Origin of the sequence: Psychroserpens sp. SPM9 (assembly GCF_025153525.1) — a bacterium.
Taxonomy (GTDB): Bacteria; Bacteroidota; Bacteroidia; order Flavobacteriales; family Flavobacteriaceae; genus Psychroserpens.
In genome coordinates this window covers 178630-204642 of sequence record NZ_JANZNR010000003.1, presented here as the reverse complement: position 1 = coordinate 204642, position 26013 = coordinate 178630, and the positions used below count along the sequence as shown (strand labels likewise).

The window sequence follows — 26013 nt, the reverse complement described above, 5'->3', positions numbered from 1 at the left end:
CTAGATTTTTTGTAAGTCCTTCGATTTAAAGAAACAATAGCTATACTAAAGACAAATATTCTAAACTCAAAGCTTTATTCCTTCCAAAACGATTCAATTTCTTCAAGAGATTTCCCTTTTGTTTCCGGAATAAATTTATAGGTTAAATAGATTATAACTAGTATAAATGCAATGAAAATAAAATAAGGCAAAGAGCCATTCCAAGGTGAACTGTTATTCATTTCACTCTCCATAACCATTGGAAACGATTGCGATACCACATAATTAGCTGCCCATTGTGCCGCTACAGCCACAGACATAGCGACACTACGTATTTTATTTGGAAACATTTCTGATAATATCACCCAAACTACAGGTCCCATAGACAATGCAAAAGAACCAATAAAAATAAGTACACCAAGTAAGGATATAAAACCAACAGCATTTTGTTGCAGAGAAAAACCTAAAAGTAAAAATCCAATTATCATTCCGATTGAGCCGATATAAATTAGTGGTTTTCTACCGTATTTATCTACTGTAAACATCGCAACAAACGTAAATATTAAATTTATAAAGGCCAGCAATATTTGTTGTGCCAGAACGTCTTCTTTTCCAAAGCCTAATGCTTTTTCAAAAATATCGGCACCATAATACAGTACCGCATTGATGCCCGTAAATTGTTGTAATACAGATAGTGCCGTTCCGATAACTATAATCACTAAAATGGCTTTTGAAAAATAATTGACTTTAGTCTTATCAACTTTGGTGTCTAAAGATTTTTTTATTTCAACAATTTCATTTTGGGCTTCTTCCCCACCATGAATCTTATTTAATATTTTTAAAGCAGCATCATCATCCCCTTTTAATGCCAACCAACGCGGACTCTTAGGAACAAAAAACAACAAAATTAAGAACAAACCACTAGGGATTAACTCAGACCAAAACATGCGTTTCCATCCAAATTCAATATTCTCTGCCTCAGATAAACCATTACCTATAAAATAGGTGGCTAAAAACACTACAAAAAAGCCTATAACGATGGCTAACTGGTAATAAGTAACCATTTTGCCTCTAATGTTGCTTGGTGCTATTTCTGCAATATACATTGGAGCGTTCATCGATGCAATACCAATTCCTAAACCTCCAATAATTCTAAAAATTACTAATAGAGATACCGATTCTTCAAATAATGAAGGCAATCCAGATCCCCATGCCGAAAGCGTAAATAAAATGGCAGAAATTATTAAGGACTTTTTTCGTCCTAATTTTATACTTAATGGACCTGCAATGATAGCACCAGCAAAGCAACCTAGTAAAGCACTTCCAACGACCCAACCTTTCATAGCGGCATCTAAATCAAAATGTTTACTCAAGTAAAATTGTGCGCCATTTATGACACCCGTATCATATCCAAATAGCAATCCGCCTAAAGCAGAAACTACGGTAATTAACAATAAAAATGCTTTTTTATTCATCATATTTAGATTTTAGTTAGTTTTAATTTCAATATAAACTGGCAAGTGATCTGATGGGTATTTGCCATCCCAATTATCACTTAAAACAGCATACTTTATTACTTCAATATTATTACTCACAAACGCATAATCAATGCGTCTTGTAACTGGTTGATCAAAATGAAATCCGTTGTAAGTCCCTTTTGGACCAAAACTAAGTTTCGCTATTTGTTTTGAATCTTGCAAGGTGTGTTTTATTAGTACAATACTCTCATGATCTGGTTCCATATTAAAATCGCCTATTAAGATTACCGGATGATGTTTTGGGTTGAATTTTTTAATTTTTTCAATTATCAAAGTGGCACTATTTTTTCTGGCTTCTTGGCCTACATGATCAAAATGCGTATTGAAAACCCAGAAAATTTTACCCGAATTTTTATCTTTTAATAAAGCATAAGTACAAATTCTATTACAAACTGCATCCCAGCCCATACTCACCTTTTCGGGAGTTTGAGACAACCAAAATGTTCCTGATTTTAGAACGCTAAACTTTTTCTTCTTATAAAATATTGCTGAAAATTCACCTTCATTTTTTCCGTCATCACGCCCTACTCCAACAAAACTATAATCGACCAAAAGGCTATCAATCTCTTTCATTTGATTAGGCATTGCTTCCTGAACACCTAAAACATCCGGCTCATAAAACTTTAACTGTTTTATAAAAAAAGGTTTACGATTGGCCCAACTGTTTTTACCCTCTTTTGGGTAATCTAATTTAATGTTATAGCTCATTATTTTCAGGTCTTGTGATGCGGCCGAAAATGAAATTAAAACAACTAAAAAAGTTAAAATATGTTTCATGTTTACTCTATAAAAATGATTTCAGATGGCTTAGATATTCCGTTTTCATTATACGCTTCAATAGTAAAATAATAAGGTGTATCTCTATCTAAACAACGCATAAAATGTGTATTAGTATCATACACTTGCCAAGCTTGATAAAGCTTATCTGGTGCAATTCCCCAACGAATATTATAACCTTGCGCACCTTCAACCTTATCCCAAGAAAATGTGGCATCTCTTCGGTCTTTTTCGCGATTAATTTTAAAATTAGACACTTTGTTTGGCGCTTCACCTAAACCGAGTCCAAAGACTCTAATTTCGGACATAGCGAAGTTGTTTCCTGGTACTTTTATATTGTTGTAACGTACGTACTTTGCTTTTACTGGCTCATCTAAAACGAGGTATGCATTTGGTGCATCAATGTCACTTTGACTTCTATCGACAACGGTTTTCCAGTTTTTACCATCTTCGGAAGTTTCAATTGTAAATTGATGTTTCAAGCCTTCAACACGTGTGTAAATACCTGATTCGTGATCGTGATAATTTAGCTGAATCGCGTGAATTGTTCCTTCATTTAATAATTCAATAGCAATCCTTTGTTTATCGTCGTTAGCTTCGGCTACCCAAAAAGTTTTTGGGTTTTCGTCGGTTAAGACATTGGAAATAATTTGTCCTTCAGCATTGGTTTCTGTCAGAATTTCTTTTACTTCAACTTCATCATCATTAGAGGTAAATTTCATTATTTGTTGTAACGAAGATGATACTGTTACATTTCCTTTGTATGATAATAGCATCCAACCGTTATGCTCGCCAGCTTTTGTAGGATGACTCGGCCCAAAACGAGGGTAATCACCATACGAGGTATTACTGTACATTAATCCGTCGTCATCAAAATACGTTGGAAACATACATAAACGTCGTTCCCACTGTGCATTAGACGCTAATGCCATTGTTGCAAAATGCCAGTATTGCCCATTAGTTTGCTTAACAGTGATACCATGACCTGCGCCATTTGTAAATCCGCCAGGTTTAAAACTCATCGGATTATTTTTCATATACGTAAATGGTCCAAGTGGCGAATCACCAACATAAACACCATCGGCATACACGTTAAATTGCGTTCCTGGTGCTGCGTATTGCAAATAATATTTTCCGTTGTGTTTGGTCATAGAAGCACCTTCCATATACCCTTCTTTTAAGGTTGGATGAAAATTGTTTTCACCAAAGCGTTCCCAACCGTGTTTTTCTTCATCAAGATTTATCAGTTCTTTTCGTTCGCCAGTTTCCAAAAAACGGTCATCTTTATTCAGCATTTTTACACGAATGGGATGCAGGTTTGAAGACCCCCAATATAGATACGACTTACCATCATCATCTATAAATAATTCAGAATCTTGTATGTTGTTTGATATGGAAGCGGTTGGTGTCCACGTTCCTTTTTTAGGATCATCTGTATACAAAATACTGCCATAACCAGCAGGATCACCAGCAAAATACACTAAGGAATCTTTGTAGTTGAATGCTGTTGGCGCGTTACTTCCTTCAAAAAACCATTGTTGTGGTTTGATGAATTTCCAGTTCACTAAATCTGTGGAATGCCAATATCCAAACGACCGCGTTACGAACATATAATATTCACCTTTAAACTCAATAACAGCAGGATCTGCACCAGAACGATACGACTGATTTCTACTAGAATTATAGACCATATAGGTATAATCAATGTCTAGCGGATTAATATAAGTCTGTGACGTATTGATATCTGCAGTTGTATTTTCTTTTGAATTAGCATCTATGTCTGTATTTTGCTTGTTCTCATTCTTACAAGAAAACACGACTGTTATGAGGAAGAAAAAAAGTAGTTTTTTCATGAGTTATAATTTTGTGTCTTTATTAGTTGTTGGGTCAAAGGATGTTCCTGTATTTCCTCTTAATCTTTCAAATTGTTTGTAAGCACGTTCTACTTGTTGCTTTGGTGCTTGCTTAAATTCTTCATCTGTGACCTTATACTGCTTTTGTAATGCGGTTAATTGTGTCCGTAATTCTGCTTCTATAATATCGTAATCTGGATTATTAATTTGATTATTTATTTCCTTTGGATCTTCCTCTAAATCGTATAATTCCCAGGTGTCAATATCATCATAAAAATGCATCAGTTTGTAGCGTTTTGTTCTAATTCCGTAGTGTTTTTTCACCATATGAAACGCTGGATAATCATAATAATGATAATAAACAGCATCTCTAAAATCGTCATGATTCATAGTATTTTCTAGCAATGGACGAAGCGATTTTCCTTGCATATCCACAGGAATTTCAATACCTGCATAATCCAAAAAGGTTTCTGCAAAATCGAGGTTTTGGGTTAAACCATCAATTACAGTTCCTGGTTTTATAGCTTTAGGATATTTTACTAATAAAGGCATTGCTAATGATTCTTCGTACATATAACGCTTATCAAACCAGCCTTTTTCGCCCAAATAAAACCCTTGGTCTGTAGTGTAAATCACAATAGTGTTTTCTGCTAATCCGTTTTCTTCAAGGTAATCTAAAACACGACCAACTCCTTCGTCAACTGAAGCAATAGTTGCTAAATAATCTTGCAAATAGCGTTGCCCTTTCCATTCGGCTAATGCTTTTCCAGATAAATTAGCATCATGAAACGCATCATTTTTAGCTTGATAGGCCTTGTCCCAGGCTAAACGTTGCTCTGGTGACATACGCTCAAAATCGGTAGTCCATGGATTCCATGCTAGTTCCGAACTTCCCTTAGACTTGCTCATTTTTAAATCATGACCTTCATACATATCTTTATAGATGGTTTGCAATTGCTGTTGAGAACCTAAAGAGCCTTCATGATTTGTGAAGTATGTGTCTGGTAATGGAAATTTTATAGAATCGTATTTGTTAGCATGTCGTAACGCTGGCATCCAATTTCGGTGTGGTGCTTTGTGCTGTAACATGAGCATAAATGGCTGGTCATCATCTTTTACTTTTTTTAGATACGCTAAGCCTTCTTCTGTGATAATATCGGTTGCGTAGCCTGATACTCTAGTCGTATCTGCACGTTTTGTAGTTTCGTTTAATGCTATAAAATCTGGGTTGTAGTAATTACCTTGATCTTTTAAAATATTCCAGTAATCAAAGCCTTCCGGATTGCCATGCAAATGCCATTTTCCAATCATTGCGGTGTTATAACCTGCTTTTTGTAATAACTTCGGAAACGTTTGCTGACTACCATCAAAACGATTGCCGTTCATTTTAAAACCGTTAATATGACTAAACTTACCTGTTAATACTACAGCACGACTTGGACCACAAATGGAATTGGTACAAAAGTTATTTTTGAAGAATGCACCTTCATTGGCAATCCTGTCAATATTTGGTGTTGGTGCTAATTGACTTATTGGATGTCCGTACGCACTTATGGCTTGTTCTGCATGGTCGTCAGCCATAATGAAAACAATATTCGGACGCTTTTTTGGCACATCGACAACATCTTGCTTTTCCGTTTCTTTGCAAGACTGAAATAGCAAAAGACCTATAAACAATACTATACTATATCGCATTACTGTTTTGTTTTAATAATTTTGGTTTGAATCACTTCATCATTAAGAATCGTACGTTCAAAAAAGTTGAACACTATATCTAATTCTTCATACGGAATTCGGGAAATTTCGTGACGCGCTTCTTTCACAATATTGAAGTAAAAAGAAGTTTCAAATTCCTCTAGTTTATCTGCTATAATTTTAGAACCATCTAACATTATATAACCATCTTTAGTTGGTGCGCAATAATGGTGTGGTGCATTGGCAAAAGGCACCAATTGATCTTTAGTCCCATGATATAACACGGTTGACACAGCATTTTCTTTGGTCATATAGCTGGCATCCACAATGGCGCCTGCACAAGAAAAAGCACCTGCAAATTTCACCTTACTGTAATCTTCCGCATTATCTACAAAATACTCACGCATAAACACCGCATTTAAAATACCTTCAGCACCAGCACTGCTCCCTCCAGCAATAATGTTTGTGGTATCGACTTGAAGCTCATTGGCGTGTTCTACTACATATTTTGCAGCATCCATATAATCGATGGCGGCTTGTTTAAAGGTTTCTAGCTTTTCATCTTTGGTACAATCACATCCAAAACCAGTTTTTGTTCCTTTTCTTAGTAAGCGATATGAAATGGATATACCAATATAATTCTGTTCTTTGGCAGCATATTTTACTAAATTTTCATCGTCAATATAATCTCTGTGACCAACTGCAAATCCGCCACCATGCATCCAAAGTAGTACAGGAAGTGTGTCTGTATTTTTGATGTTCTCTGGTGTATAAACATCCAATTTTAAAGTGTCGTTTCCTTTTATGGCATAGGTGTAAGTCGCTTTATTTTGTGCTGAAAGTGTAAACACAAATAAGAATACAAATACGTTTATTACAAATTTCATTTAGTCTAGTTTTTCAATTAAAACGCCGCTTATGACAGGCAACCCTTCGATAGCTTTGAGTTTTAAAGTTATTCCTTTTTTGGTGTTAATAGTAGCCTGAAGCGTTACACCATATTTTTCAGGATAAGCTTGGGCTAAATTGAATTGTTTTTCTACTAATATATCGTTGATATACACATCAAAAATGCGTTGTGTTTTATTGCTTTCAGAAGTTTGACCTGAAAGATTATAAATATTTTCAGTAGGTTTAATTTGTGGTTCTACAAAGTATAGTTCTATTTTATAATTTCCGTTAGGCACATCTATTTTATATTCCTCACAACCTTCTAACAAAGTTTGAAATAAAGGTTCAGCATTAGTGTTTTTAATATTATGCGGCAAGCCTTGGTTTTTGTCTTTGGTCATTCCGAAAGCGGTTCCGTTTATATAACCAAACCATCCTTTTATGTAGGCTTGATCCGAAACAAATGTGATGTTTTGCATTTCATCATAAAAGTGGAAATGTGCACCTAAATTGATTCCGAAGCGTTTGAAATTTTTAAAATCGAACGTTTTAATACGATTGACCATGATGCTTATTTCTTCGGAAATATTTTCTGTTGAAACTTTTATTGAATTATTGCCATTTTTGAAAGGCATTTCAATAGAAACCACAGCATTTTCAACTTTAAAATCACCTAAATTATCACCATTCAAAGTGACATTTACTTCCTTTGAATTGGAATAGATTTGAATTGGAAATGTGTCATCTTCAAAAACCGTTAACTGCTTCAAATAATCGGTTGCGATATGGATAAAAGGTGCATTATCATCTAAAACCGATTTGTACCAATAGTAAATATCTTTTGGTGTTCGGTCGTATTGTACCAATCCTTTTTGGTTAACGTGCGGCATAGCGTCACCACGAAATTCTGAACCAAAATCGGCGAAATTCCACGCTGTCATTCCAGTCATATAAGGTCTATCTGTAATCTGCTTGTAATACGATTGATGCAATTTTGCTTGATAGTTAGTAGAAAAATCAAACTTTTTAGGGTTTTTGGTAAAGATCCTCACATCTGCACCAGGACCATATTCCGATAACAACAATGAACGTTTTGGATACCGTTGATGTTGGTCGTCTAAGAATTTACCTAAATCTTCAATGTGGGCATCGTACCAACCAAAGTAGAGATTCCAACCAAATAGCATTGGCAAATCGGCAATACCAGTGTCGTTATAGACTTCGTTTAAATGTCCAGCCATTACGGTTATATGATTTGGTGCTAATTGTCGAGTTAAATCTTCAAGTTCTCTTGCAAGTTTTAATGATGTAGTTTTTAAAGCTTCCTTTTCTTTTTCGGTAGATTTATTATCAAACGCTAAACGCAGAAAAATCTCATTCATATAACCAAACATTACCACACTTGGATAGTTGTAATATTGTTTGATGTGCTCGTTTTGCATTGTATGAGAAACCTCAAAAAATGCTTCGGAATTGGTGACTTTATTGACGATTGGTATTTCGGTCCAGACTATAATTCCTAATTCATCACATAAATCATATAACGCGCGAGCATGCGGATAATGAGCAAAACGGATGATATTAGAGCCCATATTTTTAATAAGCTGAATGTCTTTTTTCTGAAGCTCTAATGGTACAGCATTTCCATAATTTTCGTAATCCTGATGCCTATTAACACCTATTAATTTGATGGGTTTTCCGTTGAGGAAAAAGCCTTTTTCAGCATCAATAGTTGCCCAACGAAACCCAAGGTTTGAAGATTTTGAATCTAAAACAGTTCCATCTTCATCAGCTAAAGTGATACTTAATTTGTATAAATATGGATGATCGGGCGACCATAATTTTGGGTTTTGAATTTCTGGAAATATAACCTCAAAAGATTTAGATTCATTTGCTTTCAACTTTAAACCTTGATGTTCTTCTTTAATAATTTTACCTTCTGCATCAAGTATTTTAAGATCAAGATGTGTGTTGGCTTTGTCTTCAAAATTGTCAATTAACACTTTGACCTTAACGCCAGCTTTTTCTTTGGAAACATTATAATAGTTGACGTAAAATCCGTCTGAAGCAAAATCCTTCAAACTAAAATGTTGTTTTGGCAACGAAATGAATTCTACGTCGCGATAAATCCCACCATAAAAGGTGAAATCGGCATCCAAAGGCGGAATATCTATATCGTGTGAATTATCTACAGTAACCTCAACAAGATTGTAGTCATCATAGTTAAGAAATTTAGTGACATCAAAATTAAAAGCTGTGTAACCTCCTTTATGATTTCCAACTTTTTGTCCGTTGACAAAAACTGTGGCTTCTTGATTTACTGCATTAAATTTTAAGTAGTGAATTTTATCGTTGGCTTCCGAAGAAACAAAAATTTTCTTTTTGTAATACCCCAATCCACGACGATAACCAGGTTGATCATCAAATGCATCGTCTGTATTCCATGTATGCGGAATATTTACAGTCTCCCAGTTGTCTTTATCTTCAGAAAACTGCCAGCCAGCATTAATGACCTTAGTCTGTGCATAGGAATTAAAAGTAAACACCACACATAACACTAAGCTTAGGGTTTGAATCTTATGTATTACATGTGGCATATAACTAGCTATTAATTAAGGGTAAAAATGTGTTTAAATTTAAAATCGGAACTTGGTGCAATGGCTATTTCAAATTCACCAGGTTCAACGGTATATTTCATTTCGCTGTTGTAGAATTTTAAAGTGTCAACTGAAATGGTAAAGGTTACTACTTTGCTTTCGCCTTTTTTCAAAAATATTTTTTCAAACCCTTTCAATTCTTTTACAGGCCTGGTGACACTTCCTACTTTATCACGAATGTAGAGCTGTACAATTTCATAACCATCATAGTTGCCTGTATTTGTAATTTCAACAGAAGCTGTAATAGTGTTAGAAAATGTCATTTGATGGGTTGATAATTTTAAATCGGCATACGCAAACTTTGTATAACTCAATCCGTGTCCAAATACAAATAAAGGCGTGTTTGGCACGTCGATATAATTGCTTTTATAATCTTCATTAGGATTGTTTTCAGGTATAGGTCGTCCTGTATTTTTCATATTATAATAAATAGGAACCTGTCCCACATTTCTAGGAAAAGTAACTGTTAATTTTCCTGAAGGATTTACCGTTCCAAAGAGTAAATCTGCTGTTGCTGCGCCTCCCATTGTACCTGGAAACCAAACTTCCAAAATAGCATCTACTGTTTTAATTTCTTCGGAAAGGTTTAAAGGTCGTCCATTCATCAATACCAAAGTGATTTTTTTATTTGGATTGGCTTCACGGATTTTTTGAATGAGTCTTGGTTGAATTCCTGGGATTTTTAAATTAGTTCTTGAAGCTGCTTCGCCGCTCATATGATGACCTTCTCCCATAACCAAAACAATCTCGTCGGCTTGTTTAGAAATGGAAATCGCTTCATTAAAACCTGACTCGTCCTCTTTTAAAATGTCACAACCTTTAGCATATAAAATTTGATTGGGTTTTAAATATTCTGAAGCACCTTCAAACACGCTAACTGCTTTCCCATTTCTATCCCCTTTGGCTGCCCAATTCCCCAAAATATCATATTCATCTTTAACCAATGGTCCAATAAATGCAATAGATTTTATGTTTTTATCAATTGGCAAAGCGTTATTATTATTCTGTAACAACACTGAAGATGCTGCAGCTATTTCACGCGCTTTTGCTAAAAATTCAGGTTTATATTTAGTTGTGTTTTCGCGTTCTTCGTCAATATATCGATAAGGATTATCAAATAAACCTAGCTTAAATTTTGCCAATAAAATTCTTCGGCATGCATCATTGATGTAATCTTCAGAAACTTTACCTTCTTCAACCAATGTTTTGAGATGTTTGCGATAAACATGTCCCATCATATCCATATCAACACCTGAATTCATACCAATTCTGGCAGCATCAGTACTATCTTTGGCAAATCCGTGCGGAATCATTTCATTAATCGAGGTATAATCTGAAACCACAAAGCCTTTAAAGTTCCATTCATCACGAAGAATATCTCTAAGTGTAAATTTATTTCCTGACGTTGGTACACCATTAAGCTCATTAAAAGCCGACATGAACGTTTCAACACCAGCATCTACAGTGGCTTTAAAAGGCGGTAAATACACATTTCGCAACTCACCTTCACCCATATTTACCGTATGATAATCGCGACCTGCTTGGGCTGCACCGTAAGCCACATAATGTTTAGCACATGCTAAAATAGTATTAGGCAGTGATAAGTCGTCACCTTGAAATCCGCGAACATAAGCCTTGGCGATTTCACTACTTAAATACACATCTTCTCCTGCACCTTCAGAAATGCGTCCCCAACGAGGTTCCCTAGAAACATCTACCATGGGTGCAAACGTCCAGTGCAAACCTTCTGCTGAGGCTTCTTCGGCAGCGATACGTGAGCTTTCTTCAATCATTTTTAAATCCCAACTTGCAGATAAACCCAAGTTAATCGGAAAAATAGTACGATGGCCATGAATCACATCATAACCAAACAATAGCGGAATACCTAAACGGGATTCTTCAACTGCCAGTTTTTGTAAGTCACGTGTCCCTTTTACAGACATGGCATTTAACATGGCTCCCATGTTACCTTCTATAATATACTTTCCGTTATCTACCCCAACTATAGGTCCTGTTTGATCCCAACTACCACCATACATTACAGTTTGACCAATTTTTTCTTGAAGTGTCATGAGGCTCATAATAGAATCTACTTTGGCTTCATAATTTTGAGCAACAGCCGATATTCCATAGAACATAGTAACTACTAAACACCAGGCATATTTGGACATTTTTATCACTTGATTTTATTTTTAGTTAATTAAGCGTTTTGATTACAAGAGCTTATGTATAGATGCTATTTTATGAGTTCAAAACTAATTGCTGTTCCGCCACCTTTAGCCAATTTTAATTTTAAAGTAGATTTATGAGTGACTGTTTTAGTAATAATTTCATAGCTTTTTGGGTTGTCTTTCCAATCTGCGTCTTTAGCATCTTGGTAGATGGTTGCTTTATATTTTTTACCTTGAGATAAAAAATCCAAATGTAGCGTTGTATTTCTGGCATGTTCATTGGTAATGCTCCCTAAAAACCAGTTTTCGGAATTTTTATCTTTACGGACGACTGTAATATATTCACCAGGTTCGGCTTCTAAATAATTTGATTTTTGCCAGTCTAGTGGCACGTCTTTTATAAACTGAAAGGCATCCAAATACTTTTCATAATTCTCTGGTAAATCTGCAGCCATCTGTAAAGGCGAATACAATGTAACATAGAGTGCTAATTGTTTTGCAAGTGTTGTATGTACTTGTTCTGTTTTATTAGCATCATAGACATTCATTTTAATTTCAAAAATCCCTGGCGTATAATCCATTGGTCCGCCAAGGAGGCGTGTGAACGGTAAAATGGTTTCATGAGCAGGCGGATTTCCATTACTCCAAGCATTAAACTCATTACCTCGGGCAGCCTCAGCAGCGATATAATTAGGGTAAGTTCTGTTATAACCTGTTGGTCGTGTACTTTCATGTGAATTGACCATAATTTTATAATCTGCTGCACGTTGTGCGACAAAATTGAAATGATTCACCATGGTTTGCCCATCATGAAATTCACCACGAGGAATTATTTTTCCAACATAACCCGATTTTACAGCTGGGTAATTGTAGTCCTGCATCAACTCAAAAGCACGATCTAAATGGCGTTCATAATTAGCAACAGAACCAGAGGTTTCATGGTGCATAATCATTTTCACTCCTCTTGATTTGGCATAATTAGCAACCGCTTTAATATCAAAATCTGGATACGGTGTTATAAAATCGAAGACATCTTCTTTCCATTTACCATACCAATCCTCCCAACCTATATTCCAGCCTTCAACTAAAACACCATCAAAGCCATGCTTTGCAGCAAAATCAATATATCGTTTTGCATTTTCTGTCGTTGCACCATGTTTTCCTGAAGGAATCATTTGACCTACAGCGGTTCCTGCATTTTGAGCATTTTGGCTTCCAGCATAATCCCAAGTTGAAATTCCTACATGCATTTCCCACCAAATCCCTATATATTTCATGGGTTTAATCCAAGAAGTATCTTCTATTTTACTAGGCTCATTTAAATTAAGAATCATTTTAGAACTTACAATATCACGGGCGTCATCGCTAACCATGATTGTACGCCAAGGAGAAACAGAAGGCGTTCTTAAATAGGCTTTGTCACCTAGTGCATTAGGCACCAAATGGGATGTAAACTGATAGGTATTGACATCAACATCTAAATGCATTACTGGATAATTGACAACTGCTGCCTCAAAAATATTCACGTACAAATCATCTGAAGATTTCATCATCAATGGTGACTGTACTCGGTAATTGCTTTGAATTCTTTGCAATCCAACGCCGTTTGCCAAATCCAATTTAGAATTATCCATTTCAGAAATTTTGGTCTTATTGTATGCATATTCCTGACTATCATAATCTCCTGGAATCCAAAAAGCAGTATGATTACCAGTCATATTAAACTCTGTATCTTCACTTGAAATAACAAAATAGTTAACCTCCTTATCCACAGGAAATTCATAACGAAAAGCAATACCTTCATCATAGACCTTAAAAACAATAGTCAACTTCGTATTGGTTGCTTTCTGATTTAAAAATAAACGCAGTTCATTATAATGATTAGAGATTGTCGATTCTTCTCCAAGAACAGGTTTCCAAGTTTCATTGACGGTTTTTGTTGCAGAATTGAGAATACTAAAATTGCGAGTTAAATCTTCAGTATCTTTTAAAGATACTCCCATTTTACTAGGTAAGACAACCGTTTTTCCTTTATAAATCATTTGATAGGTTGGTTCGCCTTCAGCACTTAAAGAAAATACGAGTTGAATCGTTTTAGAAGGAGATTGTATGGTTTGAGCAAGCATTCCACAAAATGAGCACAGACCTATTAAAACCGTTAATATTTTTCTCATGTTAACACCTCTAGTTAGTTAAAACAAATTTAGATTTTAAGCATGCATCAGAATTTGTACCAATAAACACTTCAAAATCACCAGGCTCGGCAATAAACTCTAAGTCATAATTATAAAATTTCAAGTCTTCAACTGAAAGTGTAAACCTGACTGTTTTTGTTTCTCCTTTTTCAATAAATACTTTTTGAAAGCCTTTCAGCTCTTTTACAGGTCTAGTTACTGAACCTATTAAATCTCTAATATAAAGCTGTATCACTTCTTTACCATCGTAATTCCCTGAGTTGGTTACCTCTACTGAAATATTAATTTTTCCATCCATAGGAACAGATGTTTTATCTAATTTTAAATTTGCATACTCAAAAGTGGTATAGCTCAAACCATATCCAAATGGGTATAAAGGTTCATTACGAACATCGATATAATTACTTTTAAATTTTTGGAATTTTCCTTCTTTATTTCCCAGTGGTCTTCCTGTATTTTTTTGATTGTAAAAAATAGGTACCTGACCTACATTCATAGGAAACGTAGCTGTTAGCTTACCTGAAGGGTTAACATCACCAAACAGCACATCAGAAATCGCCAAGCCCGCTTCACTGCCTGGAAACCAAACATTTAATATGGCTGGAACATTTTCATTTTCTTCAACAATAGCAAGTGGTCGTCCTGTAAATAATACAAGCACAACAGGCTTTCCTGTTTCAAGTAAAGCATTGAGCAAGTCTTTTTGAACTTGTGGGATTTGTAGATTTGTAACACTACTACTTTCTCCGCTCAATTCCGCAGACTCACCAATAGCGGCTATAATAACATCAGACTTATTAGCTACAGCTAAAGCTTCGTCTAATAATTGCTTATCTGTGCGCTCATCTCTAGGAATATCTTTTCCAAACATAGTTACACGCTTTTCATAATCTAAATCATAATCTACATTACTTCCTTTGGCATATAAAATTGTAGCATTATCACCGACGACAGTTTTTAAACCATCTAACAATGGATTTGACGCTTTTTGATTGGTAGCAACACTCCAAGTACCTGCCATATTAACAGCTGTATTTGCTAATGGACCAACAAGTGCGATGGTTCCTGATTTTTCTAATGGCAATACATTGTTTTCATTTTTTAGTAATACCATAGATTCTGCACTTACCTTACGAGCAAAAGCCTTATGCTCTTGAGTAAATATTTCAGTTTTAGCTCTCTCAGTATCACAATATTTGTAAGGGTCATCAAATAAGCCCAATTGGTACTTTGCTGTTAAAATGCGTTTAACTGCTCTATCGATGTCTGCGATATCCACTAATCCTTTTTCTAAAGAAGCTTTTAATACTTTAGCAAAAGCACCTTTAGTATCGGGAGAATCACCAGCCATATCCATATCAATACCCGCTTTTAATGCCTGAGAAGTCACTTGATATTCATCGCCAACACCGTGAGCAATCATTTCATGTATTCCTGTATAGTCAGTGACAATAAATCCTTCAAAATTCCAATCGTCTCGCAAGACATCAGTCAATAACCATTTATTACCTGTAGCTGGAACGCCGTCGATTTCATTAAATGAAGCCATTACCGAACCCACACCTTCATCGATTGCAGCTTTATAAGGAGGAAAATACTCATTGTACATTCTAATCCGACTCATATCTACAGTATTATAATCTCTACCAGCTTCAGAAGCGCCATAAAGCGCAAAATGTTTGACACAAGACATTAATGTATGGTTAGCTGTTAAATCCTCTTGCTGATAACCTCTAACCATGGCTTTGGCAACTTGACTTCCATAATAAGCATCTTCACCACTACCTTCTGAAACTCTTCCCCAGCGTGCGTCACGCGAAATATCAACCATGGGCGAGAATGTCCAGTTGATGCCGTCTGCTGTAGCCTCTTTGGCTGCAATTTGAGCTGTTTTTTCTATAAGTTCCATATCCCAAGAAGCCGATAAGCCCAAAGGAATTGGAAAAGTAGTTTCGTAGCCATGAATGACGTCCATTCCGAAAATCAACGGAATTCCTAATCGGCTTTTTTCAACAGCAATTTTTTGTACTTCTTTTATTTTTTCTACGGATTTAATATTAAAAAGTCCGCCTACTTTCCCTTCTTCAATTTTCTTAGCAATATTTGAGCTACGTGCTTGGCCTGTAGTAATATCACCCGAAACGGGAAGATTAAGTTGCCCTATTTTTTCTTCTAATGTCATTAATCCTAAAATAGAATCGACTTGAGACTCAAAAGGGTTTTCAGAAATGGTTTTAGAACTTGTACCTGTATTTGAATTACAACTCAAGCATATAACTGTTGTTATTAGTATTAAAGCGGATTTAAAGTGGATTTGTTTGTTCATTTTTATTTTTTCGATTTAGAAAATAGCCAGGTTAGTAATTGGGGTTCAGAAAAAGCAGAATCCCAACTGTTATGATTATCATCAGCATATAATGTAAAATTAGGGGTGCCGCCAGCTTTTAAATACGCACTTACCATAGCTACTGATAATTGCGGATTCACAACATCATCTTTTGCGCCATGAAACACCCAGAGTTCTGTTTTAGTCGCATAGGCCTTAACCGATTCAGGGTTTCCGCCACCACAAATTGTAAAAGCAGCTGCAAAAAAGTCTGGTTTACGATATAGAATTTCGAAAGTTCCCATACCTCCCATTGACAATCCGCCAACATACATTTTATCTTTATTTACATAGGTTTTATTGGAATACTCTTCCATTAAATTCATAACCAGTTGTAATGATTTTGTAGGTTGAGTGTCTAGCGGAAAGGTTAAAGAAATTGGTTTTGTTGAGCGATCAACTGTCGCATTAGACCAATAGTCATTTTGTGGACACTGCGGAAAAATAACTATTGCCGGAAAAGCTCCTCTGTTGATTTTATCAGTAAATAGTTTACTCCCATGTACCAATTGTTTTTGATTATCCTGACCACGCTCTCCTGCTCCATGCAAAAACAATACAACAGGATAGTTTTTTTCTTTTGAAAAGTTTTGAGGTAATAGTAATTGGTATTTAAGTGTATCGCCATCTTTCACATAGCTTTCACTAGAAAACAAATTGTTTTGAGCGTTAACAGTATATGACAAGCTCATAAATAATAATACCAGAAAAAATTTAAATTTCATCATTGCTTTAATAATTAAAGTCTAAGGCATCCAGACCATTTTGAACGTCCTCATTTTGCATGAACAAATTCCATAACAAACCTGTTCTGTGATTCTCAATCATTATAATTTGCGGACCTTGATCGATGGCTAGATAAGCTTCAGCTACCCAATAATCAAATTTAGGACTAAACGCATCGTAGAACCCAGCAGGACCCAATAGAATATCATTTTTACTATAGAAAAAATGCATAGCTTCAAGTGATTTCTCGGGAGTATAAGGAATAGAACTTATGGCTGCTGTTGGAGAAATCACTCCAATATCCTCTCCAGGTTTATGAGCCATATAACCAATTGAACCATCGCTATTTCTAGAATAACTCGCAGTCAACCCCCAGCAATCTGGTCCATATTTGAAATGATTTAGCGGATTATCAACACAGTACTCATAGTTAATTTCTGTATGATTTTTATTCAGTGTCCAGTAATCAGCATATTGATCTGATAAATTTCTTGGGTCTAAACCTAAATAGGAATAATGCGCCCAAAATAAAGGTCCGGTACCAGATCCAGCATGATCTAACACCATAGGAATATTGTATTGATTTTCAGAAGATATGATATTACCATTACTAGCCCAACCTTGATGATACACATCTGCAGAAATCGAATAATCAGGAGAAGCTGCGCCCAAAATAAAAGCGATTAATGTTTCGTTATAGCCTTTTAATTCTAGGTTGATTGCAAATTCATCACTAGGACTCCAGTGCCAGAATAATTTATTCTGATTTTGAGTATACCAATCCCATTCAACGCCTTTCCATAAAACATCAGCTTGATTGGCTAATGCTTGTTCTTCTACTGATCCATTTTTAAAATATTCTTTTACACAAATTAAGCCTTGTGCTAAAAAAGCCGTTTCCACTAAATCACCTCCATTATCTTGAGAGCTAAACGGAATTACATGACCTGTTCCACCATCTAACCAATGTGGCCATGCACCATGAAAGCGGTCGGCATTTTCAAAAAAGTTAAGAATGGTTGTCAAACGTTCAACAGCTTCTACACGCGTTACGTAACCTCTCTCAATACCTACTAGAATAGCCATAAGCCCAAAACCGCTACCGCCTGTTGTTACAACATTTGCATTTAAAGCCGTATTATTAGGATGGTAACGTTCTTTTGCTGCACCTGAATCGGTATTAGCAAAATCCCAGAAGTATTTAAAAGTTTCCCGCTGCGTTAAGTCCATAATCTCATCATCTGTTAGCGGGTCAACAACAACCGGGTCATCATCATCCGGATCATAAGGTTCTTGGTAGCCAGGACCATCATCGGAACCACAGGACGTTAAACACAAAAGGCTGATAAATAATAAATTTATATATCTCATCATATTTTTTAATCTTGAATTGTAAAGCCTAGTTTATCAAGGCCATTTTTGACATCTTTATGTCTCATAAATAAATTCCAAAGCAAACCTGTACGGTAATTTTCAATCATTACAGGAATTGGCCCTTGATCTATGGCCAAATATCTTGGTTTATACCAATTGTCATGTAGGCTGAAAGCATCGTATGGTCCATATTTTCCAATCAAAGTATCTTGTTTTGTGTACAAATATTTTAGCATTTGCATGCTTTCTTTAGGTGTATACGGAAATGACGATAATGCGGCAGTTGGAGATACGACTCCTAAATCAGCTCCAGGTCTATGACCAGAGTAACCCTTTATAGAATAGCTCGATGTTAAACCCCAAAGACTATCGCCATAGCCTTTAAAGTTTTCGGGATTATCTAAAGCATATTGATAATGAATTTTAGCTTGATTTTGAGTTAATTTCCAATAGTCTGCATATTGATCTGACAGCCCTTTAGGATTTAATCCCAAATAGGAATAATGAGCCCAAAACAAAGGTCCGATCAGTGATTCATCATGCTCATAATAGTCTAATACTAAAGGCATGTCATACATTGTATTTTTCGATACAATTTTGCCGTCTCGAGCCCAACCTTTCTCGTATACCGATTTACTAATAGAATGTGTAGGAGACGATGCTGCCAGTACATACATAATAAGACATTCATTGTATCCACCTACAGGGAAATTCATTTCCCACTGATATTCTGGAGACCAATGCCAGTATAAAACATCCTCACCATTTTTAGTATACCAGTCCCACTCTACTTCTTTCCATAGTTTATCAATTTTAGCAACTAAAACTTGTTCTTTTTCATTTCCGTTTTTGAAATATTCTGAAACCGTTAATAAACCTTGTATTAAAAAAGCTGTTTCAACCAAATCGCCACCATTATCTTTTTTACTGAAAGGGTAAACTTTTCCTGTTTCACCATCTATCCAATGTGGCCAAGCACCATGAAATCGGTCTGCTTTTTCAAGGAAATCTACAATTTGCAAATAGCGATCTAAGGCTGCTTCTCTTGTGATCCATTCTCTTTCTATTCCTACTAAAATAGCCATTAGTCCAAACCCACTTCCACCAGTCGTGACTGTATTTTTTGGAGATGTAGGGTAGACATCATCCATGTGTAGGCGTTCTCTGGCTAATCCAGAATTTGGTTCAGCAGCCTCCCAGAAATAATTAAAGGTTTGCTTTTGAATGGTATCCAGTAATTGGGTATCGGCTAAACCAGCATAGGTATGAGTTGTTTTATGAAAAGCTATAGACTCTTTTTTTTCAGTTTTACAACTTAAAAAAGCAACAACCACAAGGATTAATACAATATAATGACTACGTGACGTGTTCATCTAAATGTTTTTAAAACTTTAGCTGCATTTAAAAAATAAACACAGCTAAAGAAAAGACTAATTCTAATAAAAAAAAATAAAAACTGTTAATCAAGCATATCTTGAATTTGCGCTTCAGTTAATGCAATATTAAACAGACGAAGTTCATCCATTGGGCTAGCATCCGATAAGTGTCCCCAATAATCAAATGTTGGTCCGCCAGCACCTATATTTATTTCGCTACAGCCTGTCCAATCAATACTTGATGTATATGTTGATGACAATTGTTCTACGCCATTAAAATAAATTTTGCTTTCAGTAGGCGAAACAGTTAAAGCAATATGGATCCATTCACCAGCAGCGACATCTATCACACCTCCATCGTTCCAACTTTCACCATCACCAATTCCCACATTGACTTTGATACGTTGCTCGGTAGCATTACCTTCTCTAAATAGTCTAAACCCTTGAAAACGATCATCGGCATCATCTCCAACAATCAAGATTCCTGATCTATCAGGTGTCGCATTTACCTTATACCAAAATGTAGCGCTAAACTGATCTGCACCAAACAAACCATCAATTGGATAAGTTAAGTAAGAATCTGTAGTACCTAAGTAGGCATCAGACCCTTGATAGCTTTCACCAGCAAAAGTTGGTGCACCAACAACAGCTGGCATATTTAAACTTATCAATTCGGTATTAGAACCATCAAAAGGCATATAAAATGTTTCACCGTCATACATTGGTTCATATGGGTTTGTTACATTAATCATATTTTGAATTTCGGCTTGGGACATTGTGATATTAAATAATCGCAATTCGTCCATAGCACTATCGTCAGAGTTATGTCCCCAATAATCAAATGTTGGTCCGCCAGCACCGATATGTATATCATTACAACCAGTCCAATCGATAGGTCCAGCAGGAGAAGCCGTATTCACAGGCACTCCATTAAAATAAATCACAGTTTCTGTTGGTGAGATGGTAAAAGCCACATGTATCCATTCATTTGCGTCAACATCTATAACACCACCATCATTCCAACTTTCGCCACCACCAGTACCAACGTTTAATTTAATACGTTGTTCAGTAGCGCTACCTTCTCTAAACAATCTAAAGCCTTGTAAACGATCGTCAGCATTATCTCCTACGGTTATGATACCAGAACGGTCTGGAGACGAATTAACCTTGTACCAGAATGCACCTGTAAAGTTTCCTCCCAGTGTTTGATCTAAAGGAAACGAGAGGTAAGAATCTTCAGAAGCTTTAAGAGCGTTAGAACCTAGAAAAGCATCATTTGCAAATTCTGGAGTTCCTATTTCGGTAGCGTCAGTGATGCTTAACAATTCGGTATAAGTCCCATCAAAAGGCATATAGAATATTTCGCCAGGAAACAATGCTTCGTAAGGTGGTGCTTTTGAGAAATTCACTACTTCACTTGTTGAGTTGCCTGCGATATCGGTTGCGGTAATTGTTAATACATGCTCACCACTTGATAAACTATCGTAGGTATACTCTTCAATCACGACACGATAATCTAAAAAATCGTTATATGTTGTCAGTTGATTTCCGTCTAGATTCAAAACAATGGAAGCAATTTCAATATCGTCTTCAACTTCAAATCTAAATGTGATAGGCACTACAAGTTCGAGACCTGTGATTTCAGTTCCTTCTGTTGGGTAGATAATACTAACTGTTGGATTAGCAGCATCTTCCCCTGGATCAACTTCTGTAATTGGATCTATTCCATCATAACAAGACGTCACCATTATTAATGCGACCAATGATAGAATGTATTTATTTATAGTTTTCATTTTCGTGCTTATTTTAATTATTTTCTAATGGTAAAAGATCTAATTGATCTTGAGGGTATGGTAAAAGCTCGTCGGCAGCAGTAAACGTGCGACCATCGTAGCTTAATTCATCATAACGATTTAATCGAATCATATCAAAGTAACGGATACCCCATTCCATACCTAACTCAGCAAATTTTTCGTCCATTACATCATCTGTTGTTACTCCAGATAATAGTGGCATACCAACTCTATCTCTTACTAAATTAACAGCTTGATCTGCTGTCATAGCGCTTCCACTTGCTCCATGTGTTAAAGCTTCAGCATACATTAATAATATTTCAGAATATCTAATAACAATAAAGTTTTTACTAGAACCGTAACTATTTCTTCCAGGAGTCAATTGATTTGAAGGCAAATAATGCTTTCCGCTAGCAAACATGGCTCTAGCATAATCATTAAATATATCACCATCTGGAGTTTCGTTAGAAATATAACCAGGCAAGGTCGTATAACCAGGATCTAACATAATCTCATCCATGCCACGAGGTGTAAAGCATACGCTGGTTACCAAACGTGTTTCATCATTTCTATCGATCATGAATTTGATATACTTAAGACTAGGCTCATAAAAACCCCATCCACCAGAAGCTGTTGACACGGCTGGTGTCCAACTTGAAGGTCCGAATGGTGCATATAAATGGTTATTGACATCACCTGAGTCGGAGTTATAATCTGAAAATTGTAATTCAAATAAGTTTTCATCACTTAGTTGTCCAGGTTTTTTAAACAACTCGTAATAATCTGGGTAAAGCATAAATTTATTAGAGTTGATGATTTCGGCTGTAACATCTGCAACAGCTTGATAGTCTTCTAATTCAAGATTAGCCATTGCTTTTACAGCTAATGCGGTGTATTTGGTGACACCACCAGTCACATCGGTTCTTTCATTAGGTCTCATATCAGGTAAAAACGGGATTGCTTCGTCCATAAGATCTGAAACATATTGCATAACTTCAGCTTTTGTTGCTACACCATTATCTATATCTTCAGAAACGTTAGACGTTGTTATAATAAAGATATCGCCCCACATACGCGACATTTGTAAATGCTGATAACCACTCAACACTTTAGTTTCTGCCATATATTGATCTGCAAGAGCAATGTCATCTCCTGTAGCAAATTCTTTATATCTTTCGATAGTTTCGCGAGAATTGACAATATCTACAATATCGCCATAGAAGTTACTCCAAACCTGGTTAAACATCCAATATCCGTTATCGTAACTATAAAGGTCTGCATTTGTAAAACCACCTTGAGCATCACCAACACCTCCAGCATTAACATCATCACCTCTAACTCCAATTAACAATGGATCTTCCCATCCTCTGGAATAAACTTCAGAATAGGCACCAATTAAAGGCAACACCATATTTGCGGTAATTGTAAAGTCTAAATCATCGGCAGATAGTTGCCCATCATTTTCCTCTAATTTATCTGTACAGCTAGATAAAATTGTACAGATTGTTAGCAGAAAAGCTAACTGTTTTGATACATGTTTTAAATTTTTCATATTGCTTTTTTTTTTAAATTTTAATATTTACACCAAAAGTGTAAACTGCAGGTATTGGGTACGTTTGTCTATCAATACCATTAGCAACTTCTGGATTAAATCCATTATAATTGAATGACGTAAACGGACGTTCAGCAGTGAAGGTAAATTTTGTTTCAGGCATATTCTTCCCTAATAAAGAACTTGCCGGAATTGTGTAGGCTAACTGGATATTCTGAATTCTGAAATAAGCACCATCTTCAACAAAGAAGGTACTCATTCTTTGGTTCCATCCTTTTCGTCTACCAGCCGAAGACGGGTAAGTATTAGAAGTCCCTTCACCATGCCATCTATTGATTGCAAAATCGGCATCTACATTGGTATCATTCGTAAATAAAACCTCACCTCTTTTTCTATTCAATATTTCATTTCCGGTTTGCCCAGAAATTGCAACAGACAAATCAAAGTTTCTATAAGACACCTGGAAATTACCACCATAAGTAAATGTTGGTAAATACGATCCAAGTACCACTCTATCGTCTGCATCTATATCGCCATCGTTATCTTGATCTCTAAATTTAAAATCACCAGGCTCTAAACCATTAGCAACGGCAATTGGGTCATTCATTACTTCTTCAGTGTTTTGATAAACACCAACAACTTCCCATCCAAAAAAGGCTTCGATTGGGTCACCTACACGAGATCTTTGACGAAACTCGGCACTACCCGTATCAAAATAACCTGCTGAGCTATTAATTTTAGTAACTTCATTTTTTAAAGTAGCGATATTTCCACCTACAGAAAAACTCCAGTTATCATTGAGTCTTTGATTCCAGTTTGCGGCAATTTCGATTCCTTTATTTCTCATTTCACCCACATTTTCTAAAATGGTATTACTCACGATAGGCTGGTCTACAGGAATGACTAATTTTTTAGTATCTCTAATATAATAATCGGCTTCTAATGAGAGTCGGTTATCAAATAATCTCGCACTAATACCCACATTTGTTTCTTCTAAAATCTCACGCTCTAAATCGGTGAAATTACTAGAACTAATAATTCCGTTAGTGGCCACATCGTTGATAGCAGTCGTAATTTGAGATACAGTACGTGTTCCCGAACTACCACCAATAGCTCCATTTGCTAATTGTCCCCAACTTCCACGAAGTTTTAAGAAATTAAACAAGCCATTATCTTCCATAAACGTTTCATTAGAAATGACCCATCCAAGACCAATTGTAGGTGTTGTTACCCAAATTTCTTTTGGAAATTTAGCATCACCTTCAGTTCTTAAAGTCGCATTAACAAGATATTTATCCATAAAATTATATTCGACTCTACCAAAAAAGGCTAAAGCATAAAAACGGTCTCCAATTTCATTCACTTGATTTGAAAACGAGGTTGGATCTGCAAAATTTAAATACCATGAACTTTCTAATCCAATTCCTTGGATATCGTTTCCGGTTGCTGAAAAGAGGTTTACTTGCTCATCTCTATAAGAAGAACCTGCTAAAACAGTTACATTGTGATTACCATAGCTATCTTTATAAGTTAAGGTATTATCCCAAATTTGGTTTGAATATTCTGAATTTGCTCGTCTAATAGATGATGTTTCTCTTTGAGAGTTTTCAGAAATAAAGTAAGGCAATCTCACATTACGTTCTGAAATTGTAGAAAAATCGTGGCTATACGACGTTTTAAATTTTAATTTTTCGGGAATAATTGCATATTCTAAATATAAACTCGCCAGGATTTTTCTGATTTTAAGCTCATTCTCGTTGAATGTCATTACAGGAAATGGGTTTTGAGAACCACGATAACCTAACTGTGTCGCATCTGAAAACGGAATAGGCGTTGCCTCAGTATTTAGCGGATCATAGACTGGAAGGATTGGAACAGCAAAATATGCTTGAAACCATGCGCTGTTTTCAGCATTGTACTTTGTAGCATTACTGAATACAGCATTTGTTCCCATTTTGAATCTGTCTGATAGTTTTACTTCTAAATTAGATTGGATATTAAAACGCTCATATTCGTTTTTCATATCTAAGATTCCATCTTGAGAAAAATAACTAGTATTAATCCCATAAGTTGTAGAATTACTACCTCCAGCGACTCCTATACTGTGACTTGAAATTGGAGCAACTCTTAAAATTTCTTTATACCAGTCTGTATTAACATTAGGAATGTTCGGGTTGACTCTACTTCTACCATAGCGCTGAATTGCATTTTGAACAAATTCGATATCTGCTTCAGATCCTGACTCATAAGCCATGGTGACAAACTGCTCTGCATTTGCCATTTTAACAACATTTTGAGCATTTTGGTAACCCGAATAACCGCTATAGGTAATCACAGGTTTTTGTTCAAACTTACCACCTTTGGTTTCGATGATGATTACACCATTAGTTCCTTTTTGTCCAAAAATGGCTATCGAAGAGACATCTTTTAAAACTGATATTGTTTCGATTTGACTGTTATCTAAAAAGTCGATATTGTCATAAAACATTCCATCAACAACATAAAGCGGGTTATTACCAGCAGCGTATGAACCTACACCACGAACTCTCACATTAGGAGAATCTCCAGGAGAACCTACACTGGTCACTTGTAAACCTGCAACTTTACCTTGTAAGGCTTGCATGATATTACTATTAGGCGTTTTTTCAATATCTTCAGATTTTACTGTTGATATTGCACCTGTTAGATCTGCCTTTTTCTGACTACCATAACCAATTACAACTACTTCAGAAAGTGACTCAACGTCTGTTTCCATAGCAATATTAAGTGTTGTTTGGTTTGTTATTTTAATAGATTGTGTTTTAAGTCCTACGTAAATAAACTCTAGAACATCACCTACATTTACCTTAATAGAGTACTTGCCGTCAAAATCTGTTGAAGTTCCATTGGTTGTTCCTTTAACAATAATATTGACTCCAGGTAGTGGAATTCCGTCATCAGCACTAGTTACAACACCTCCAACAGTTAATTCTTGAGCTGAAGCAAATACTGAAAAAAGGAAAAAGATTAATAGATTAATTTTTGCTTTCATATTACATTGTATATTTTGA

At 35.7% G+C, this 26013-nt stretch carries 15 protein-coding genes; all 15 read right to left on the bottom strand.

Translation table 11 applies throughout. The features are described 5' to 3' along the window. Positions 1 to 74 precede the first annotated feature (74 nt). Positions 75 to 1454: a sugar porter family MFS transporter gene (locus tag N4270_RS07280; RefSeq protein ID WP_260096695.1), complete on the bottom strand. Its 1380-nt coding sequence runs from the start codon at positions 1452 to 1454 to the stop codon at positions 75 to 77. A 12-nt stretch (positions 1455 to 1466) separates the two neighbouring features. Continuing rightward, a complete protein-coding gene (locus N4270_RS07275; protein WP_260096363.1) occupies positions 1467 to 2294 on the bottom strand; it encodes an endonuclease/exonuclease/phosphatase family protein in 828 nt (275 codons plus the stop codon). A 2-nt stretch (positions 2295 to 2296) separates the two neighbouring features. Further along, positions 2297 to 4147 carry a family 43 glycosylhydrolase gene (locus N4270_RS07270; RefSeq protein ID WP_260096362.1) on the bottom strand — a complete coding sequence of 617 codons (1851 nt, stop codon included), beginning with the start codon at positions 4145 to 4147 and terminating at the stop codon, positions 2297 to 2299. A 3-nt stretch (positions 4148 to 4150) separates the two neighbouring features. After that, entirely contained in the window at positions 4151 to 5842 is a 1692-nt protein-coding gene (locus N4270_RS07265; RefSeq protein ID WP_260096361.1) for a sulfatase, read from the bottom strand. Continuing rightward, positions 5842 to 6729 carry an alpha/beta hydrolase gene (locus N4270_RS07260; RefSeq protein ID WP_260096360.1) on the bottom strand — a complete coding sequence of 296 codons (888 nt, stop codon included), beginning with the start codon at positions 6727 to 6729 and terminating at the stop codon, positions 5842 to 5844. The genes N4270_RS07265 and N4270_RS07260 overlap by 1 nt, the downstream gene beginning before the upstream one ends. Beyond that, positions 6730 to 9330, bottom strand: a complete 2601-nt coding sequence (locus tag N4270_RS07255; RefSeq protein WP_260096359.1) for a glycoside hydrolase family 2 TIM barrel-domain containing protein — start codon at positions 9328 to 9330, stop codon at positions 6730 to 6732. 11 nt (positions 9331 to 9341) lie between these two features. After that, complete coding sequence (locus N4270_RS07250; RefSeq protein ID WP_260096694.1) at positions 9342 to 11561, bottom strand: glycoside hydrolase family 3 N-terminal domain-containing protein; 2220 nt, start codon at positions 11559 to 11561, stop codon at positions 9342 to 9344. 65 nt (positions 11562 to 11626) lie between these two features. After that, positions 11627 to 13735 (bottom strand): glycoside hydrolase family 97 protein, encoded by a 2109-nt coding sequence (locus N4270_RS07245; protein ID WP_260096358.1) that lies wholly within the window; start codon positions 13733 to 13735, stop codon positions 11627 to 11629. Between the two features lie 10 nt (positions 13736 to 13745). After that, complete coding sequence (gene bglX, locus N4270_RS07240) at positions 13746 to 16082, bottom strand: beta-glucosidase BglX (RefSeq protein ID WP_260096357.1); 2337 nt, start codon at positions 16080 to 16082, stop codon at positions 13746 to 13748. Between the two features lie 2 nt (positions 16083 to 16084). Then, on the bottom strand, positions 16085 to 16870 hold the full coding sequence (locus tag N4270_RS07235; protein ID WP_367399955.1) for an alpha/beta hydrolase-fold protein: 786 nt from the start codon (positions 16868 to 16870) through the stop codon (positions 16085 to 16087). A 4-nt stretch (positions 16871 to 16874) separates the two neighbouring features. After that, positions 16875 to 18239, bottom strand: coding sequence for a glucoamylase family protein (locus N4270_RS07230; protein ID WP_260096692.1), 1365 nt, complete (start codon positions 18237 to 18239; stop codon positions 16875 to 16877). Between the two features lie 8 nt (positions 18240 to 18247). After that, entirely contained in the window at positions 18248 to 19615 is a 1368-nt protein-coding gene (locus N4270_RS07225; RefSeq protein WP_260096356.1) for a glucoamylase family protein, read from the bottom strand. A gap of 86 nt (positions 19616 to 19701) precedes the next feature. After that, positions 19702 to 21411, bottom strand: a complete 1710-nt coding sequence (locus N4270_RS07220; protein WP_260096355.1) for a LamG-like jellyroll fold domain-containing protein — start codon at positions 21409 to 21411, stop codon at positions 19702 to 19704. 13 nt (positions 21412 to 21424) lie between these two features. Next, entirely contained in the window at positions 21425 to 22963 is a 1539-nt protein-coding gene (locus N4270_RS07215; RefSeq protein ID WP_260096354.1) for a RagB/SusD family nutrient uptake outer membrane protein, read from the bottom strand. Positions 22964 to 22976: 13 nt separating this feature from the next. Further along, positions 22977 to 25994: a TonB-dependent receptor gene (locus N4270_RS07210; RefSeq protein ID WP_260096353.1), complete on the bottom strand. Its 3018-nt coding sequence runs from the start codon at positions 25992 to 25994 to the stop codon at positions 22977 to 22979. Positions 25995 to 26013 lie beyond the last annotated feature (19 nt).

Bases quoted from the DNA above. Each gene is read 5' to 3' on its own strand.
- N4270_RS07275 (WP_260096363.1), bottom strand. From the start codon at position 2,294: ATGAAACATATTTTAACTTTTTTAGTTGTTTTAATTTCATTTTCGGCC.
- N4270_RS07255 (WP_260096359.1), bottom strand. From the start codon at position 9,330: ATGCCACATGTAATACATAAGATTCAAACCCTAAGCTTAGTGTTATGT.
- N4270_RS07270 (WP_260096362.1), bottom strand. From the start codon at position 4,147: ATGAAAAAACTACTTTTTTTCTTCCTCATAACAGTCGTGTTTTCTTGT.
- N4270_RS07215 (WP_260096354.1), bottom strand. From the start codon at position 22,963: ATGAAAAATTTAAAACATGTATCAAAACAGTTAGCTTTTCTGCTAACA.
- N4270_RS07220 (WP_260096355.1), bottom strand. From the start codon at position 21,411: ATGAAAACTATAAATAAATACATTCTATCATTGGTCGCATTAATAATG.
- N4270_RS07265 (WP_260096361.1), bottom strand. From the start codon at position 5,842: ATGCGATATAGTATAGTATTGTTTATAGGTCTTTTGCTATTTCAGTCT.
- N4270_RS07280 (WP_260096695.1), bottom strand. From the start codon at position 1,454: ATGAATAAAAAAGCATTTTTATTGTTAATTACCGTAGTTTCTGCTTTA.
- N4270_RS07235 (WP_367399955.1), bottom strand. From the start codon at position 16,870: ATGATGAAATTTAAATTTTTTCTGGTATTATTATTTATGAGCTTGTCA.
- N4270_RS07230 (WP_260096692.1), bottom strand. From the start codon at position 18,239: ATGAGATATATAAATTTATTATTTATCAGCCTTTTGTGTTTAACGTCC.
- bglX (WP_260096357.1), bottom strand. From the start codon at position 16,082: ATGAACAAACAAATCCACTTTAAATCCGCTTTAATACTAATAACAACA.
- N4270_RS07210 (WP_260096353.1), bottom strand. From the start codon at position 25,994: ATGAAAGCAAAAATTAATCTATTAATCTTTTTCCTTTTTTCAGTATTT.
- N4270_RS07250 (WP_260096694.1), bottom strand. From the start codon at position 11,561: ATGTCCAAATATGCCTGGTGTTTAGTAGTTACTATGTTCTATGGAATA.
- N4270_RS07260 (WP_260096360.1), bottom strand. From the start codon at position 6,729: ATGAAATTTGTAATAAACGTATTTGTATTCTTATTTGTGTTTACACTT.
- N4270_RS07245 (WP_260096358.1), bottom strand. From the start codon at position 13,735: ATGAGAAAAATATTAACGGTTTTAATAGGTCTGTGCTCATTTTGTGGA.
- N4270_RS07225 (WP_260096356.1), bottom strand. From the start codon at position 19,615: ATGAACACGTCACGTAGTCATTATATTGTATTAATCCTTGTGGTTGTT.